The following is a 19,095-nucleotide window of genomic DNA, read 5'->3' on the forward strand; positions in this document are numbered from 1 at the left end:
AGTAGTATGAAAAAATATTTATCGACGTTTGCAGGATCTGCCATTTGTGGCGGATTCGCATTCGGTATATGGCCGGAACTCTGGAAATCGTATGGTCTGATGGGGGGATGGATAGCAGCGACACTGATTATTGGTATCATGTGGTATATGAATCATTATAATGGTGCTATATTGAATCCTCCGGGAAAAATCTGGCTGGATCAGGGATGGTGTATCGGCTCTGCCGGTATAGCATGGGGAATTGTTCGTTTTCAAGGTGACATTTCCAACTTCCTATATGCTGTGCCAACATTAATTTGCTGTCTGATAGGAGGAGCCTTGGCAGGAATATTAGTATGGAAAATCCGTTCGTGCGATTGTGCTCGAAAGATAAACTAAGGAGGAAAGAACAATGAGCGAATGGTTACAAACCTATAATGAATGGTTCGGCATGTATCATGCAGGAATCATCACCTCTATTTTCGGCGCTTTTGCCGTAACATTCACTGTATTGATGAGCTGGCCTAAACTGGTGAAAGACTTCGGTCCGATAGGCGGATTTATGGCAGCTGCCGTTATCATAGGTACTTTCTGGCTGGTTAATCATAAACTACCCGGATTCGGTTTCTCAACCGGACTATTGAATGATGCAAACGGCTTGCCTATGCAATTCAGTATGATTCATCAAGGTAATCGTGGTAGTGCTCCTTGGGTAGACATGGGATGGGCGATTGCAATGGGATTCATTTTGTCTGATGTGCTTTGTGCACCGAAAGGTACGCGTGTCGGGTTGCTGAAAGAAGCATTCCCTCGTTGGATAGTAATTATCCTGGGTGGTATTGTCGGAGGAATCTTCGTAGGACTTACCGGTTATACGAATGCCGCACTCTAATTTTATTTACTAAAATAAAGAAAAATATAAATATGTATATATTAGCACATGACTTGGGTACTAGTGGCAACAAAGCGACATTGTTCGATGAATCGGGCTTACTGATAGCTTCTCGTACAGCCGCTTACCCTACGGATTATGCTACTGGCAATCGGGCGGAACAAAATCCGCACCATTGGTGGAAAGCCATTGTGGATACAACACAAGCTCTTTTGGAACTTGTATCTCCCAATGATATTGTAGGAGTGGCGCTTAGCGGACAAATGATGGGCTGTCTTTGCGTGGACAAAAACGGGATCCCGCTTCGTCCGCACATGCTCTATTGTGACCAGCGTTCTCAGGAAGAAGAAGCTATGCTTTCTGAAAAGATTGATCCGCTTCATTTTTATGAGATTACAGGGCATAGAATCAGCGCTTCGTACTCAATCGAAAAACTGATGTGGGTAAAGCGTAATGAACCAGAGGTTTTTGCGCAGACTGCTAAAGTCCTGAATGCAAAGGATTATATTAACTTCCGTTTGTGTGGCACTATTGCTACCGATCCTTCGGATGCTTCGGGTACGAATGCATATGATCTGAACTGCTGGCAGTGGAGTGAAGAAATTATAGAAGCTGCAGAACTCGACCTTTCTCTCTTTCCGGAAGTCCGATCATCCATTGACGTGATTGGTGAGGTTACAGCTCAAGCTGCTAAGGAAACCGGATTACTGGTAGGAACACCTGTTATATGTGGTGGTGGAGATGGTAGCTGTGCTGGAGTAGGCGTTGGTTGTGTGGCTCCGGGAAGTGCGTACAACTATTTAGGTTCTTCCTCATGGGTGGCTCTTACAGTTAAAAAACCGATTGTGGATGAACAACGTCGTACCATGAATTGGGCGCATGTCGTACCGGGTATGTTACACCCGTCGGGAACGATGCAAGCTGCAGGATCTTCTTACAACTGGATGATCAACGAACTTTGTCAAAACGAACGGGCACTGGCTGCTCAATCGGGACGCAGTGTATTTGAACTGATTGACGAGCAGATACTTTCATCTCCGATTGGAGCCAATAAACTTTTGTTCTTACCCTATATGCTGGGTGAACGGACTCCTCGTTGGAATGTGGATGCCAAAGGAGCATTTATTGGTTTGACATTAGGACATAAGCATGGAGATATGTTGCGTGCTGTGATGGAAGGTATTACTCTCAATCTCGGATTTATCGTCAATATCTTCCGTAAACATGTTCCTATTGATCAGGTTACGGTTATTGGCGGATGTGCTCAAAATGTTGTTTGGCGTCAGATGATGGCGGATATATATCAGGCTGAGATTCGTGTACCTAACTATCTGGAAGAAGCAACCTCAATGGGAGCAGCTATTCTGGCAGGTATCGGTGCGGGAGTCTTTAAAGATTTTTCCGTAATCGATCGTTTTGTCCGTATCGAACAAACAGTTCAACCGATTCAGGAGAATGTGAAGAAGTACGAAACTTGGATGCCTGTTTTTGATGAAGCTTATCATGCTTTATGTGGAATGTATAGCGAGATAGCGAAAACTAAACTATAATTGATAATAACTGAAAATGACAACAATGAAAACAGTAATTGTGCCGGCTCCCGGTAAAATAGAAATACGACAGGTGGAAACTCCTGCAATCAATACCTATCAGGCTTTGGTGAAAACAGAAATGGTTGCTTTATGCAATGCAACAGATAGTAAATTGATTGCCGGAAAATTTCCCGGAGTAGATACTTATCCTTTGGCTTTAGGACATGAAAATGCCGGAATCGTAGTAGCTGTAGGTGAGAAAGTACGTAACTTCAAAGTGGGTGATCGTGCTATCGGTGGACTGATCTCTGATTTTGGTGCTCAAGGTATAGATAGTGGCTGGGGTGGTTTCAGCGAATATGTGGTAGTGAACGATTTTGAAGTTCTGAAAGAAGAAGGGTTAGCTACACCTGAACAAGGATGTTGGGACAGTTTTGAAATTCAGAATTCAGTTCCCGAACATGTGCAGCCGGAAGAAGCAGTAATCTCTTGTACATGGCGTGAAGTTTTGGGAGCGTTCAAAGATTTCAATCTGGCTCCGGGGAAAAAAGTCATGGTAGTGGGTTCAGGTCCGGTAGGATTAAGTTTCGTAAAACTGGGTAAGCTGTTCGGACTGGGACAGGTTGATATTGTCGATATGCTTCCTTCCAAGCTGGAAGTGGCTCGTAAGATGGGAGCTGATAATGGATATACACCGGCTGAAATTAGTACTCCTGAATTTATTGCATCAGCAGGACGTTCGTATGATGCTGTTATTGATGCAGTAGGTCTGGATGTAGTGGTTAATTCCGTATTGCCTTTGGTAAAGATGGGCGGTGATGTGTGTGTGTATGGGGTAATGACAAAGAATCCGACATTCGATTTATCAAAAGCACCTTATAACTTCGACTTGCATATGCACCAATGGCCTACTCGTTCGGAAGAGAAAGCCGCTATGACAACTTTGGCGCAGTGGATTAAAGAAGGTAAACTTTCAGCAAATGACTTTATCACGCATCGTTTCAAGATTGAAGAAATAGAGGAAGCCTTTGCAGCTGTAAAACGCGGTGAAGTCTTGAAATGCGTATTAACTTTTTAAATAATCAATTAGAATAACTAAATTAAACGAATTAAAACAATGGAAAAGAAAAATATAAACGAAGTAATTGCGAATTTATCAGTAGAACAGTTAGCCGGAATGATCGACCACACTTTCCTGAAACCTTTTGGAAATGCAGAGAATATTGAAAAACTTTGTGCAGAAGCACGTCAGTATAAATTTGCAATGGTGGCTATCAATCCTGCTGAAGTGGAAACTTGTGTGAAACTGTTGGAAGGTTCGGGTGTACGCGTTGGAGCAGCCATTGGTTTTCCTTTGGGACAGAACACTGTAGAGTGTAAAGCATTTGAGACTCGTGATGCTATAACTAAAGGTGCTACGGAAATAGATACAGTTATCAATGTACGTGCTTTGCAGAAAGGCCAGACTGAAATCGTTAAGAAGGAAATCGAAGACATGGTTTCTATTTGTAAACCTGCCGGCGTTATTTGTAAAGTGATTCTTGAAACTTGTTACTTGACAGATGAAGAAAAAGAAACCGTATGCCGTATTGCTAAAGAAGCGGGTGTTGATTTCGTGAAAACTTCTACCGGATTCGGAACAGCAGGAGCGAATGTACATGATGTGGCATTAATGCGTCGTGTTGTAGGTCCGACTATTGGTGTAAAAGCAGCCGGTGGTATTCGTGATTTGGATACCGCGTTAGCATTGATTCAGGTGGGTGCTACTCGTATCGGAACCTCAAGTGGTATTGCAATTGTAGAAGCATATAAAGAGTTGAAACGTGGAATGTAATATCTATTTCAGAGATAACATAAGATATTAATATGATAAAATCAAAAATAATAAGGTTATTGAAATGGGGAGTAGCGTGTTGTGCGCTATTCACCATCGTTGCCTGGCAAACCAAAAATACCTCTTTTCAACCTATGGACGCGAAAAGTTTTATCAATGAGATGCAGAAGCAATTTGCAGAGATTCAGGTGATAAAGCAAAAGGAGGATCATAAAGAAGAACTTGAGAATAAGATAAAGGAAGCTCATCGAATATTGATGAAAAATTATCCGGTATATTATGACTGGTGGTTACAGGACGGAAGAAATGTAAATTGGTTTAAGGGATCTTTCAGTCAGCAACTGTCTCGTCGATTGGGTGAATTAAATCTTGCAACTAACGTGGCCGAGACTCATGAAAGCATTGAAATAGCATTTCAATCTTACCTGAAAGCTTGTGAAAAGAGACGTGCAAAGCGTTTGGCTTCTTTCACAACCGACCAACCAGAGATTGTCTTTACGAAATTCAGAACGTTGAGACCTTCGTTCTTTGCATATACCGAAGGATTGTCGGATGCACGTGCCGAATGTAATTACATTGCAGGTGGTTCATTGTCAAAGATTAAAATGAATGGCATTTGGGCAAAAGAAGAGAATTTATTGTCAGATGAGGATGGAGTCTATCGTGATCCGAATCTTCATTTTGATGGTCAGCACTTGCTTTTTGCTTGGAAGAAGTCTGCAAAGGAAGATGATTTTCATTTGTATGAAATGGATTTGAAGACACGTGAAGTGAAGCAAATAACTTCAGGGAAAGGACATGCTGATATTGAAGGAATTTATTTGCCGGATGAAAATATAATGTTTAATTCTACTCGTAGCGGAAGTGCTGTAGACTGTTGGTTTACCGAAGTCAGCAATTTGTATCTTTGTGACCGGGAAGGACGTTATATGCGTCAGATAGGGTTTGATCAGGTGCATACAGTAACTCCTACATTACTTGATGATGGTCGTGTGGTTTATACCCGATGGGATTATAATGACCGTGGGCAGGTTTGGACACAACCATTATTTCAAATGAATCCTGATGGAACCGGACAGGCAGAATATTATGGGGTAAACAGTTGGTTCCCGACAACGGTGGCACATACTCGCCAAATACCCGGTACTCGTAAGGTAATGGCTACTTTTATGGGACATCACAACCCGCAACATGGTAAGTTGGGTATTATTGACCCCGAAGCTGGTCGTGATGAGAATGAAGGTGTGATGTTTGTCGCTCCCGTTCGTAAACCGGAAGCTGAACGTATTGATAGTTACGGACAATTTACCGATCAGTTCCAACATCCGTTTCCATTGAACGAAACAGAATTTCTAATTTCTTATACTCCGCTGGGATATTATGTCGGACATCCAATGATGTTTGGTATTTACTGGATGAATGTTGATGGAGAGCGAGAATTACTAGTTTCCGATCCTGAAATTTCTTGCAATCAACCGATATTGGTTGCTCCTCGTGAACGTCCTTTCCGTCGTTCATCTACAGTAGACTATACAAAGAAGGACGGGGTATATTACATGCAGAATATCTATGAAGGTAATGGCTTGAAAGGTGTAGAGCCCGGAACTATTAAGCAGTTGCGTGTTGTCGAGATTCAATTTCGTGCAGCGGGTGTAGGCGAAGTGAATGGTCAGGATAAAGGGGGAGGAGCTTTAGCCAGTACACCTACCGGAGTAGGAAATGCGGCATGGGATGTGAAGAGAGTGCTGGGTGTGACGGAAGTATATCCCGATGGTTCCGCATTCTTTAAAGTTCCTGCACGCAGACCTTTGTATTTTCAGGCTTTGGATGCGAACGGACGTGTAGTGCAGACTATGCGTAGCTGGTCTACTCTTCAACCCAATGAAGTACAGAGTTGTGTCGGATGTCACGAACATAAGAATACTGTACCTGTGTCTGGACATGCTGTATCCATGGCTATGAATAAAGGCATCAAGCATTGGAACCGGAAGATGAAATGGGAGAACGTAACTTCAGCTATCTGAAAGAGATTCAACCAATCTGGGACAAACATTGTATCTCTTGCCATGACGGAGTAAAACAACCTATGAGTTTGAAAGGAGAGTTGAAAGTGGTAGATCACCAGAGTAAGAGAAAATATACAGATTCTTATTTAAGTCTGACTCATGCTCGCCCTGATGGAGACGACCGGGCTTGGAGAGGTGATCCACATAATCCGGAAGTGAACTGGATCAGTTCTTTGTCCGAGCCTACCTTGTTACCGCCTTATTTTGCGGGATCTAATAAGAGTAATCTGATTAAGCGTCTGGAAAACGGTCATGGTGGAACGAAACTGACTCCGCAGGAAATACGTAAGGTTTCTCTTTGGATTGACTTGCTTGTTCCTCAGATCGGAGATTACCGTGAAGCGAACAATTGGTCGGATAAAGATCGCGAGTTTTATGATCGTTATGATAAGAAACGGGAAGCTGCTCGTGCGGAAGACCAAGAGAATATCCGTCAATACATTCAATCTCTTCAAACTAAAGAACAGAAAAAATGAAAAAGATTTTGATACCTGTTAGTGTCGTAGCTTCTATACTTCTTTGCACCAGTGGTATAGAAACCACTGGTACTATTTCACCGGATCACCTGTTTCTGGCTGATAATGGAAAATCCTTATTCGTGACGAATAGAGCGGGAAGTGAATTGTTAAAAATGTCGTCCGATGGGCAGGACATCGAACAGAGAGTTACTTTCTCTTCTCCGGTGAATGCAATGACACAAGATCCATCTGGAAAGCTGTGGGTGGTTTGTGATGGCAATTCCGGCATGATGTACGAATTGGATGGAAAAAAACTATCTATACTTTCAAAACAAGAGAGTGGAGCAACTCCATCGGATATATTATATAATCCATTATCGAAATCACTTTGGGTGACTCAGCGGTTTAACAATGAACTTTGGGAAATAAACCCGTTTAACCGTAAAATAATAAATAAAATTGCTATTGGTCGCGAACCGGTAGCAATGGCTTCTTTTGCCGGAGATTCTTGTTTGTTGATAGGAAACAATCTACCGGAAATGGCTTCTACTGCTTATCCCATTGCTGTGCAATTGGATATCGTAGATGTACTTTCAAAGAAGGTAGAGAGTCGGATCATGCTACCCAACGGTTCAACGGACGTCAAGTCTATAGCAATGGATAAAAAACGTCAATATGCGTATGTTACTCATCTGATTGCTCGTTACCAGTTGCCTACCAATCAATTGGATAGAGGATGGATGGCTACAAATACCTTATCCATTATTGATCTGAAAGCGAAGAAACTATTAACTTCTGTAATGTTGGATACTCCTCAAAAAGGAGCGGCCAACCCATGGGCGGTTATTGTTACTCCAGACGATAAACAAATCATTGTTGCAGCCTCTGGTAGTCAGGAATTAGTTCGAATCGACCGGATTGCTTTGCACGAACGTCTTGCAAAAGCGAAACAGGGAGAAATGGTGACTCCTTCCATGAAGTCATGGGGCAACATTCCGAATGATGCCGGATTCTTATATGGTATTCGTGACTTTATTTCGACTAAAGGAAAAGGTCCTCGTTCGGTGGTGGCTACTGATAACAACATTTATACAGCCAATTATTATACTTCGGAATTGGTTTCTATGGACTTGAATGGTAAGAATGTGAGAACGGAAGTTTTGGGTGCTCCGTTGGCATTTACTAAAGTAGGTAAAGGTGATATGTATTTTCATGATGCCACACTTTGTTTCCAAAATTGGCAAAGTTGCGCGACCTGTCATCCGAATGATGCACGTATGGACGGCCTCAACTGGGATTTGCTGAACGATGGTATGGGTAATCCGAAGAATACAAAAACATTGTTACTTTCTCATCAGACACCTCCTTGTATGGTGACGGGCATCCGTAAAGATGCTGAAACAGCTGTACGCTCGGGAGTAAAGTATATTTTGTTTGGTGAGGGAGAGGAGGAAGTTTATGAGGCAATCGATGAATATCTCAAGTCATTGAAACCATTGTCAAGTCCTTATCTGCAAAACGGTAAGCTTTCTAAGAAAGCGAAGAAAGGAAAGAAAATCTTCGAAGAGAACTGTGCTAGTTGTCATTCCGGAGAGTACTATACGGATATGAAACAGTATCAGGTGGGATGGACTACCGGACCGGATAAAGGATTGAAAATGGACGTTCCTGCCTTGAATGAGTGCTGGCGTACAGCTCCTTATCTTTATGATGGTCGATGTTATTCAATGAAAGATATGTTGAAGGTCCATGGCCCGAAGAAACCTGTAACCGATCAGGAATTGGAGGAGTTGGAAGAATACATATTATCACTATAATATAGAACAAACTAATTATGATTCGATATACTATTGCATTTGTTTTATCTTTTTTCTCGGTATCGTTGATTGCGCAGACAAAGACATTTGTTGGAGCTGATTATTCACAAGGCATTGTGTTTGTGATGGAGAACGAACAGATTGTCTGGCAGCACAAAGCTCCGGATACCAATGATTTATGGGTCTTGCCTAATGGTAATATTCTTTTTACTACCGGACATGGAGTGCTTGAAATGACTCGTCAGAATGATACAGTATTTTATTATCAGTCACAAAGCCCGGTTTTTGCTTGCCAACGTTTGAAGAACGGTAATACATTCGTAGGTGAGTGTGCCACAGGACGGATGTTGGAAATTTCTCCGAAAGGGAAAATTGTAAAAGAGGTTTGCATCTTGCCAAAAGGAGTGAAGGATGGAGGATTTGCATTTATGCGTAATGCTCGCCGCTTGGATAATGGTCATTTCTTGGTGGCACATTATGGAGATCAATGCGTGAAGGAATATGATGCGAATGGTAAAGTCGTATGGGAACTGTCAGTCCCCGGTGGTCCTCATTCATTGACCCGCCTTCCTAATGGAAATACGTTGATTGCTGTAGCGGACAAAGACCAGAATCCCCGTCTGATTGAAGTAACTCCCCAAGGAAAAACAATTTGGGAAATATCCAATGCAGATATTCCCGGTAAACCACTTAAATTCTTGGGAGGTTTCCAATACTTCTCTGACGGACGTTTCTTGATAACTAATTGGACCGGACACGTAAATCCGAAAGATAAAGTACATATGTTGTTGGTAGATCGCCAGAAGAACGTACTTTACTCTTTGGAAAATCATCCGGGATTGCAGACGATGTCTTCTGTATATAGTGTTGATAAACCGGAAGGTGTAACAACTTATCATTAATTTCTGTATGTCATAATGGTGTATCATCGAATAAAATGTGAGCTATATACTGCGGAAAATAAATCCTGGCAGCGGATGGCGGAGGAACTACTGGAATCTGCCGTTCGTCAGGAAAATGTAATTCGTCTTATCTTCTTTACGCTCTGTTCGAATAATCAGGAATATCAACTTCAACGGAATTTTCTTGAACAATGGGTGGACAAGCATTTCATTGCTCTGCGTCCATTGGTTTCGCTCGTTGCGCAGAAACCTTTGGCGGGAGAGTTGGTTCTGGAAGTACATTCGTTGGAGAAAACTGCTGATGAGGCGGTAGTGATAGAAGAACAGGAAACCGCATGGGGGCGTTACCTCCGTATAAAAGCGGCTAATTATTTAGAAATTATAGCAGGAGGGCTTTGTGCGGATGACTTGAGCCTGCCGATTTGTGAACAATCAGAGCAGGCATTTTGCAAAGCAGAAGAGATTCTTAAGGCGGAAGAGATGAATTTCGGAGATATTGTCCGTCAGTGGAACTATCTGGAACGTATTACAGATTTGATTCATGGAAATCAGTGTTACCAAGATTTTAATGACGTGCGTTCCAGATTCTATGCTTCTTCGGAATGGTTATATGGATATCCGGCAGCTACGGGAATCGGAACACAATATGGTGGTGTACAGATAGACTTCAATGCTGTTAAGGGAAATATTGATATTGTGCCTTTGGACAATGATTGGCAAAGAGCAGCCCATGACTACTCAGACAACGTATTGATAAGTCACCGTATCGATTCAGAGAAAGAAACTCCTAAATTTGAAAGGGGAAAGTTACTCACCGATCAAAGCCTGAAAATGATTTATATCTCAGGAACAGCTGCTATTCGTGGTGAAGATAGTATCATGGATAGGAATGTGCTTTTACAAACAGAGATTACACTTGAAAACATCCAGCATTTGATTGGTTTGGAAGAGGGAAGGAAGAATCTGCCCGAACATTCCGGCAAATTGGAGCTTCTTCGTGTGTATCTGAAAAATGAAACGGATGTGCATGTAGTGAAAAAAGATTTGGATAAACTTTGTTCGGATGTTCCTATTGCATATCTTTATGCCGATGTATGCAGAGAAGAGCTACTGGTAGAAATTGAAGGTATTGCTTATTTATAACATAAAACTAATGAAACTGATTCGTTTGATAGCCTCACCTGTTCTGATGTATGTATTAGCGGGACTTTATGCAGTGATATTGGCAATTGCTACTTTTGTGGAGAACTCATACGGTCCTGCTGTAGCCAGGGAGTATTTTTATTATGCCTCTTGGTTTATTTTGTTACAATTATTGCAGGCTGTCAATTTGTTGAGTATGTTTCTTCAGGGAAGCTATTTCAAAAGAATCAATAAAGGTAGTTTAGCTTTTCATGGAGCTTTTATTTTTATGTGGTTGGGGGCAGCTGCCTCTCATTATGTGGGCGTAACAGGGGTTATGCATATCCGTGAGGGGGAAACGGTGAATTACATGATGAGAGATGATGGGGCAGGGACTGGAAATTCCTCCCTGCCCTTTTCTGTTAAGCTCAATGATTTTAGGCTGGAACGTTATCCAGGGTCACACAGTCCGATGTCATACGAGAGTGATTTGGTAATAAAGCAGGAAAACGAGTTTTCTTTCACTGCTACTGTGCGTATGAATAAGGTGATAGAAGTGAATGGTTACCGGTTATTTCAATCCTCATTTGATCGGGATGAACTGGGAACAGTTTTGTCTGTGAGTTATGACCGTCCTGGTATGCAGCTGACGTATACGGGTTACTTCTTATTATTTGTAGGTTTTATGCTTACATTGTTTAGTCAGAATTCTCGTTTTGGGCGTTTGCGTAGAGAGTTGAGCGAGATGAAAAAGAATGTGCCTTTCTGTTTGTTTCTTCTTCTAGGATTATCCGGTGGTATATTCGGGGCGCAAACGTTGGGGGCACAATCTCCAAGTGTTTCTTCTTTACATGCTGAGAAGTTCGGACAGTTGGTAGTACTCAATCCGAATGGTCGTTTAGAACCGGTGAATAGTTATACGTCCGCTATTCTACGCAAACTATATGGGGCGGAGAAACTGAATGGTTTTACTTCAGACCAGTTCTTTTTGAATCTATTATCTTTCCCCGATGAATGGGGCAAAGTCCCTTTTATCAAAGTAGATAATAAGGAGATCTTAAAACGTTTCGGAAGAGATGGAAAATACGTGGCATGGCAAGATGTGTTTGACAAAAACGGAAATTATGTATTGGCTGATGAAGTGAATGCAATCTATTTAAAATCAGCGGCAGAGCGTAAACGTCTGGATTTGGACTTATTGAAACTGGATGAATCCGTGAATATTGTCTACCAGATTATGCAGCATCAGCTATTACCTCTTTTCCCGGACGAAAACAATGCACAGGGTAAATGGTATTCAGCCGGCGACAGCTGAATGTTTTTCAAGGAAAAGACTCTTTGTTTGTTTCTAAAATCATGGATTGGTATCTCTATGAGTTGAATCATGGAGTGCGTTCCAATGACTGGAAAGAAGCGGATAAGGTGGTGGATATGATTCAAATCTTTCAGCAAGCAAAAAGTAAAACTCCCGTTATTGATAACCAAAAAATAAGCAGAACTTCTTTATAATCAGTTGGATCTGTTTTTCTGGTGTCGTTTGGCTTATCTGATTTTAGGCGGGATACTACTGTTTATTGCGTGTGGAGAGATGATAACGGACTTTAAATGGGGTAGAAAATTAAATATTCCCTTGATTGCTCTTCTGGTAGTAGCTTTTTTGACACATACAACCGGCGTCTTGTTGCGTTGGTATATCTCCGGTCATGCCCCTTGGGCGAATGCCTATGAATCGATGGTATGTACTTCATGGATGTTAGTTGGTTGCGGATTGCTGTTTGCTCGTCGTTTTCCTATTCTTCCTGCTTTGGCTGGACTATTAGGAGGAATCATGCTCTTCGTAGCCGGATTAAATCATCTGAATCCGGAAATAACTCCTCTAGTTCCGGTGCTTCAGTCGTATTGGCTGATGTCACACGTAGCTGTTATCATGATTGGGTACGTATTTTTTGCACTTTGTGCTTTAACAGGACTATTCAATCTGATCTTAATGAGTTTACTTACAACTGCCAATCAGTTAAGACTTCGATTTCGTATTCGTGAATTGACATTGTTGAATGAAATGGCAATGATTCTCGGTCTGTTCTTTATGACTGCAGGGACATTTTTAGGAGCTATCTGGGCTAATGTCTCTTGGGGAAGATACTGGGGCTGGGACCCGAAAGAAACATGGGCGTTGATATCAATTGTTGTTTATGCGCTGGTTCTTCATTTACGTTTTGTGCCGCTACTGAAAGGTAAAACGGATTGGTGCTTCAATCTGCTTTCTGTGGTCTCTATACTTTCAGTCTTAATGACTTGGTTTGGAGTAAATTACTATTTAAGTGGCTTACACTCTTATGGTAAGACTGAAGGTAGCGGAGAAGGATTGTGGATTTGGGGAATAGGATTGTGTGTCGTATTGGCTTTAGCTATATTAGCACGTAAACGTTTTAGGCAAGACTCGTGAACCATATATAAGAGCAAAATTTTTCTATTAAATAGAATATCAATATCCTGTATAAGTGACATAATAACCGATAGCAAACATGATTGTACGAATAAGGAATGTTTTTAGTACACTCCAATTATTTCTTTGTTTTATATAATGTCCCAATAACAGATAACTGTTAAATCCGGCAAAATAATAGAACATACTGAATTCGTTCCATGTATCAGTACCAAATACATATCCGCTTCGGTCGAAAAGCATATTTGCTATATATTCACGTATATAAGAAATGAATAGAGATATAATCCAAATAAACAGGAAGGTCTGTTAGTCTTATTGCTTGCCTTTTCTATCCATCTGGAGAAGAAAGGCATATAAAGATACAGTCTGATAAGTAAATAGATATACCACATGTGATTTTCTTTGTGGTTGAAGTTGAATGGAATCATTGCCACGTCTTTCAGAGAATCCATAAGACTTTGCGATTCATGCCTTTGTGTGTAACAAAAGAAATCTCTGATAATTTCTTTCGGCAATCCGAGAATACCTGTAAACTAGGGGAACATGCTTTTCTTTCTCTACAAGACTTTCAAGTCTGCTTAGAAAAAGGCATTCCATTCCGAACATGGCAACCGCTTCCTTGACGGATATGTATTCTTTAATATCCGATATCTGTTGGGCAATGGTTTCTAACTGATTATTATTACTTTTATAATCTTTATTATATATTGTTTCAAAGAAAATTATTAGTATTTTTGAGCATTAACAGAAATAAGTTCTTATGCAGACTCCAATTATTGTTCGGGTATTTTTAGCTTCCAGTGAAGAATTAAAGCAGGACCGTGAAGCGGTAACAGAATTGATTCAAAAGCTGAATGATGTCTATGATGGAAAAATTATATTCAAATTAGAAATATGGGAACATTTCGACAATGGATATAATGGAATACCTTCTCAGTATCGATATGACCAGAAAGTAAAGACAAGTCAATTGTTTATTGCATTATTTCATCGTAAAGCAGGACGTTATACGATTGAAGAACTTTATGAAGCTCGAAAAAACCAACAGAAGCAAGGATTTCCCAATATTTATGTTTTCCAGAAAAAGCTGAATGAAGGGGAGGAAGAAGAAAGAAGACTTCAAAAGCTAAAAGCTATTATAGGGCAGAGATATAATTTCTTTATTCCTCCAGCTTATAATCATTCTTCCGAATTGTGTTTGGACGTTAATATGAGTGCTCAGAGGCTTCTCAAAGCCCTTCAGAATAAAGAAGGAAATAGATTGTTACCTTATTTGGATGGCATAAGTAATATGGAGATAAGAGATTCCAACATTATGTTAGGTAACACATGTATTGGGAACATTGAGCATCTGTCTTTTTCCGCTAATAATAGTGAAGTTATCAGGCTGAAGAAAGTGCTGGAAGAATATCGTGAATCGCTATCTGAAATTAATCGGGAGATTACAGAATTACAAAATAAGATAGAAGAGAAAAATACCCGACTTAGCAGGTATGAAGATCTAGAACATCCGGGAGTTCCTAAAGATGATTACCGCGAAGCGTGGGAAGACGCTAAAGACTATGTAGAGATGCTAACTCAAACGTTGACAGAAAAGCAATATAAGCAAAAGCATATTTTAAACTGTATCAACCAGTCACAAGAAGACTTGGAACAACAAAATAAACTGCTTTTAAATATTGTTTATCAACTAAATAAATTAGCAGCAGAATCTACCAGCCAACGGTTGCAAAAAGTTGCATTCCTTTTAGAACAAGGTAATGACAAAGAGGTAACTCGATTATTGAATGTAGATGATATAAATAAAGAAGGAGATCATAATATTGATAAGTACAAGCAGGCTAAGCTTGTTATGGAAGATGCACAGAAATTGATAAGGAATAATGTTGAAGAGCTGCTGCTATGTGCTAAAAGTCGTTTGATAGATCTTTCTAATCCAAATCGTTTCAGGGAAGCGTGTAATATAAGAGAGCGTGCTATCCAGGTGGCTGAAGAATGTCTTCCGGAAGACGAGTGTGCTTATATTACATATAAGTATGCGCGTTTTCTTGATAAAAATAATCGCTTTAAAAAATCTTTGGATTTTTACAAGCGGGCTATTGAACGTTATTTATCTTTACCTGAGAATAAGTATCTGAATAGTTTTCATCTGGAATATATAAATTTGCTTTTTCCGTCGCAAAACTTATCTCTTATTGCCCGAAGTTTCAATCTGGTGGGTAATCTACATAATCGATTGGGACAATATCAGGAAGCAGAAGCAAGTTATCAGAAGGCTCTTTTGCTGTATACAGTGTTATCCAATCATTATCCGGACAATGATTATGACCATTATATCTTCCTTGTTAAAAGTAATTTGAGTGTACTTCACTATCAAAATGGTAAGAAAGAAGAAGGAGAAAAACTGAATCAGGAGATTAGAGATCAGTATGAAGATTTATGTGAAGACAAGAGGAAAAAGTATAAAGCCGATATAGCGATGGCATGGATGAATCTCGGTTGCTTTTATAAGAATGATACTCGTAAGCATCGTAGGGCACGTGTATTTATCTATTATGCGTTAAGAGTCTATCGTGAATTGGAAAAGCTAAATCCTGGGAAATATGCTCCTAGTATTGCTAAATGCCTCTATAATTTAGGTGATTTATGTGCGGAAAATGGATGGACGGATAGTGAAGCTCTATTGCTGGAGTCTTTAGAAATAAGGAAAAAACTGGCCGATCAAAAACCAGAAAGTTATTTGCCTGAATTGGCGGGTACGTATCTCTCGTTGGGAAAACTTTATTGGTATCAAGCGGAAAAGATAGCAGAAAGATTGAATACTTGCTCACAAGGTGCGAAAGAATCTGCCACTCCTGATATGCAAAAATATAATGAACGTATATCAACTGCTATAAATATGTATGAGCATACTCTGAAAAACTATATTGATATGGAGACTGAAATATTGAGGGATTCTGATAAAAAATATACTTCATATACAGCACAAATTGCCTATATTTATTTTTATCTGGGTAAACTTTATACTGATATTGGACAGTCGCAAAAGGCATGTGGAAATTATAATCAATCATTGAAGATTTTTAATGAGTTATCAAGTCAAAATTCAGCATATAAACATATGATCGAGATTGTTAAATGTAATCTCGGATTAGTAGTAGAGCATGGAGTTTTTTAATATTCATGCTCTACTGGAAAGGTGCTAATAGTTATGATTTTTTGTCTTTTATCATTTTTCTCCATCTCTGAAATGCCCTCATCAGACTTTCTTCTTCAATCAGTTCTTCCAGCTGGTAATGTTCGACGAACATTTCCATTGACTTTTTGAATCTTATTCCATTTCTACATTTATTCTCCAACAGAACTTCGTAAAATTCCATTTTTATCTCTACTTCTATTGCTTTTTCGATGATAAATGCACTATCTTTTCCGATATAGTTATACTTTTCAGGAGATTTTCCGTATCGTGGGCTGGGAAGTATGAAGCGGACGTTCCCGGTTTCCTTCCAGGAAACATTTTGGGGATGTGGGACAGATAGTTGTTGCAAGCAGTGATACACCGGATGGATGTGTGTGAGGTGTACCGGACATCCGTATTTGACATACATGAACTTAGCCAAATAAGGCTTAATGGTAAACGTTGTTGTAACCATGGGATTTTTCTTTTAATTTGTAAATATTGATTATGATTAAATAGCCGCTTTCGGCTACGAATTCCGTTTTGTCTGTTGAGAAAATTCCCATGGTTGTCGGGACGGAATTCTGATATTGTAAGAAGTTGAAATTCAATATGTTACAAATGTCGTATTTGGGTTTAAAACCAAGACGCCGTTCCTTTAAAAGGAACGATCGGTTTCTCGCCGAGAAACCGATCATTTCTTAAAAGCCGGTCGCAAAACTAAAGGTAATATCCTGTTTTTTCAAAAATAACAATTGGAACGTATTTCTCTTTTTGTAATTATATATTTGTTTTTATGTTATAAAGTATGATGCGCGCGTTGGAGTAATCTTGGTTGTCAATGAAAATACTTGTAATCCTAGAAATATAATTTAACTAAATTTGTCTGTTTGTGCTTACTAATCAGCTATAATTCTCCATGTAATAATGAATTAAACCAAGAAAATGATGGAAAAAAATGGATTTACTGTATGTGCAAATGCTTATATTGGGTGTTTGCGAAAAGAAGGACGTTTTGCAACAGCACACATTTATCAGCATGCCTTGCGTTCATTTGTCCGATTTAATGGCACTTCGAATGTGCCTTTCTGCCGGGTCACGCGTGAATATTTACGTAGTTATAGCCGTTACCTTTACGAACAAGGTTTGAAACCTAATACAATTTCTACGTATATGCGTATGTTGCGTAGTATCTATAATCGTGGAGTGGAGTCGGGAAAGGCTCGTTATGTTCCTCGCCTGTTTCATGATGTTTATACAGGAGTTGATATTCGCCAGAAAAAAGCTTTGCCTGTTTCCGAACTTCACCGCCTTTTATATGAAGATCCCGGTTCGGAGCGTTTGCGTCGTACTCAGAATATTGCTGCCCTTATGTTCCAGTTTTGTGGTATGTCTTTCGCTGACTTTGCCCATTTGGAGAAAACCTCTTTGGAACAGAATATTCTGCATTATAACCGTATCAAGACCCGTACTCCTATGTGTGTGGAAGTTCTGGATACTGCCAAAGAGATGATTCTTCTTCTTCGCAATCGTCTTCCTCCATCTTCCAATTGTCCGAACTATCTTTTCAGCATTCTCCGTGGTGACAAGAAGCGTCTGGACTGGAGCAGTTATCGTGAATATCAGTCCGCTTTGCGTAATTTCAATAACAATCTGAAGAGCTTGGCTCGTACATTGCGTTTGCGCTGTCCTGTGACATCCTACACCATTCGCCATTCTTGGGCAACTACGGCAAAGTATCGTGGTGTGCCTATTGAAATGATCAGTGAGTCTTTAGGGCATACTTCCATTAAAACGACACAAACTTATCTTAAAGGTTTTGAACTTGAAGAACGCACAGAAGTGAATCGCATGAATTTATGTTACGTTAAAAATTATATTGTGACTAAGAATAAAAAGACAATATGCTGATATATAGTAGTAAATAGTGTGTGTTACTTTTTAGGTAACAGATATGAATTCGGCACAAAGATAGACAAAATAGTAAATAGCAAACAAATAAAAAACGTTTTTTTTCTTTTCTTCCAACAGATAAGTAAAAAATATATCTGGGCATGAAATAAATTGGACTTCATGCCTTGTGCTTTATTTGACTTATACTCAAAGAAATACGCTCATTCGCCAAAGTCTGGTATTCTTCGCTTCCTTTATTTGTCCATGTTTTTCTTTTTTACTCAGATCATGTACGTTACCTTATTCTTCTGTTACCTAAAAAGTAACAGAACATAATGGGGTAAAAAAACATGATTTCATTAGAAAAGAAAACATTAATTGCTGGGCCTATTTATGGGACAGGGGAAGGCGTAGCACACCCTAAACGTTGGTATGTTGCAATGGTTCGTATGCACCACGAGAAGAAGGTTGCCGAGCGTTTAGGAAAAATGGGGATTGACAGTTTTATTCCTGTCCAGCAGGAAATCCATCAATGGAGTGACCGTCGTAAAAAAGTAGAAGCGGTTCTTCTTCCCATGATGGTCTTTGTTCATGTCACCCCCAAAGAACGCATGGAAGTTCTGACTCTTTCCACTGTCAGCCGCTATATGGTGATGCGCGGTGAAAGCACTCCTACGGTCATTCCAGATGATCAGATGGCCCGTTTCCGTTTCATGCTCGACTATTCAGAGGAAGCCGTTCACATGAACAGCACTCCTTTGGCTCGCGGTGAAGAAGTTCGTGTGATCAAAGGTCCTTTGGCTGGTCTTGTCGGTGAACTTGTGACTATGGATGGTAAAAGTAAAATTGCCGTTCGCTTGGATATGCTGGGCTGTGCCTGTGTCGATATGCCTATCGGTTATGTGGAATCAGTCAAAGCCCCTGCCGTTTAAAAAGATGGATACTGTCGTTTTACAGGATAAAATAGATCATC

Annotated in this window: 12 protein-coding genes and 3 pseudogenes; 13 read left to right on the top strand and 2 right to left on the bottom strand. The window is 40.1% G+C overall.

What is annotated here, in order from left to right:
* Positions 1-6: 6 nt before the first annotated feature.
* The 10 genes and pseudogenes from JCM17102_RS18775 (at position 7) to JCM17102_RS32270 (ending at position 13,048) form a co-directional block, all read left to right on the top strand.
* Complete coding sequence (locus JCM17102_RS18775; RefSeq protein WP_025076276.1) at positions 7-378, top strand: Lin0368 family putative glycerol transporter subunit; 372 nt, start codon at positions 7-9, stop codon at positions 376-378.
* Positions 379-391: 13 nt separating this feature from the next.
* The gene (locus tag JCM17102_RS18780; protein WP_025076277.1) at positions 392-871 is read left to right on the top strand and encodes a Lin0368 family putative glycerol transporter subunit; all 480 of its coding nucleotides are present in this window, start codon (positions 392-394) and stop codon (positions 869-871) included.
* Between the two features lie 32 nt (positions 872-903).
* Complete coding sequence (gene xylB, locus JCM17102_RS18785; RefSeq protein ID WP_025076278.1) at positions 904-2,421, top strand: xylulokinase; 1,518 nt, start codon at positions 904-906, stop codon at positions 2,419-2,421.
* Positions 2,422-2,446: 25 nt separating this feature from the next.
* Positions 2,447-3,481, top strand: a complete 1,035-nt coding sequence (locus JCM17102_RS18790; RefSeq protein ID WP_025076279.1) for a zinc-dependent alcohol dehydrogenase — start codon at positions 2,447-2,449, stop codon at positions 3,479-3,481.
* Between the two features lie 39 nt (positions 3,482-3,520).
* Entirely contained in the window at positions 3,521-4,237 is a 717-nt protein-coding gene (deoC, locus tag JCM17102_RS18795; RefSeq protein WP_025076280.1) for a deoxyribose-phosphate aldolase, read from the top strand.
* A gap of 32 nt (positions 4,238-4,269) precedes the next feature.
* Positions 4,270-6,779, top strand: a pseudogene (locus JCM17102_RS28455) (HzsA-related protein).
* Positions 6,776-8,578 carry a c-type cytochrome gene (locus JCM17102_RS18805; protein WP_025076281.1) on the top strand — a complete coding sequence of 601 codons (1,803 nt, stop codon included), beginning with the start codon at positions 6,776-6,778 and terminating at the stop codon, positions 8,576-8,578. Before JCM17102_RS28455 ends, JCM17102_RS18805 begins: the two are co-directional and overlap by 4 nt.
* Before the next feature lie 17 nt (positions 8,579-8,595).
* Positions 8,596-9,480 (top strand): aryl-sulfate sulfotransferase, encoded by an 885-nt coding sequence (locus tag JCM17102_RS18810; protein ID WP_025076282.1) that lies wholly within the window; start codon positions 8,596-8,598, stop codon positions 9,478-9,480.
* A 75-nt stretch (positions 9,481-9,555) separates the two neighbouring features.
* Positions 9,556-10,623, top strand: coding sequence for a chorismate transformation FkbO/Hyg5 family protein (locus JCM17102_RS18815; protein WP_245798629.1), 1,068 nt, complete (start codon positions 9,556-9,558; stop codon positions 10,621-10,623).
* Between the two features lie 10 nt (positions 10,624-10,633).
* A pseudogene (locus tag JCM17102_RS32270) lies at positions 10,634-13,048 on the top strand (cytochrome c biogenesis protein).
* 42 nt (positions 13,049-13,090) lie between these two features.
* On the opposite strand, the pseudogene JCM17102_RS28465 reads toward JCM17102_RS32270, so the two are convergent.
* Positions 13,091-13,584: pseudogene (locus JCM17102_RS28465) on the bottom strand (acyltransferase family protein); the annotation flags it as partial.
* Between the two features lie 227 nt (positions 13,585-13,811).
* Between JCM17102_RS28465 and JCM17102_RS29245 the strand changes: the two are divergent.
* On the top strand, positions 13,812-16,229 hold the full coding sequence (locus JCM17102_RS29245) for a tetratricopeptide repeat protein (RefSeq protein WP_025076285.1): 2,418 nt from the start codon (positions 13,812-13,814) through the stop codon (positions 16,227-16,229).
* A 31-nt stretch (positions 16,230-16,260) separates the two neighbouring features.
* Here JCM17102_RS29245 and JCM17102_RS18840 read toward each other — a convergent pair whose 3' ends face one another.
* A complete protein-coding gene (locus JCM17102_RS18840; protein WP_025076286.1) occupies positions 16,261-16,704 on the bottom strand; it encodes a hypothetical protein in 444 nt (147 codons plus the stop codon).
* A gap of 470 nt (positions 16,705-17,174) precedes the next feature.
* On the opposite strand from JCM17102_RS18840, the gene JCM17102_RS18845 reads away from it, so the two are divergent.
* Together JCM17102_RS18845 and JCM17102_RS18850 are read left to right on the top strand one after the other, a co-directional pair.
* Entirely contained in the window at positions 17,175-18,140 is a 966-nt protein-coding gene (locus tag JCM17102_RS18845; RefSeq protein WP_025076287.1) for a tyrosine-type DNA invertase cluster 3b, read from the top strand.
* A 332-nt stretch (positions 18,141-18,472) separates the two neighbouring features.
* Entirely contained in the window at positions 18,473-19,054 is a 582-nt protein-coding gene (locus tag JCM17102_RS18850; RefSeq protein ID WP_025074567.1) for a UpxY family transcription antiterminator, read from the top strand.
* The last annotated feature ends 41 nt before the right edge of the window (positions 19,055-19,095 follow it).

The sequence above is a fragment of the Bacteroides faecichinchillae JCM 17102 genome (assembly GCF_000614145.1).
Taxonomy (GTDB): Bacteria; Bacteroidota; Bacteroidia; order Bacteroidales; family Bacteroidaceae; genus Bacteroides; species Bacteroides faecichinchillae.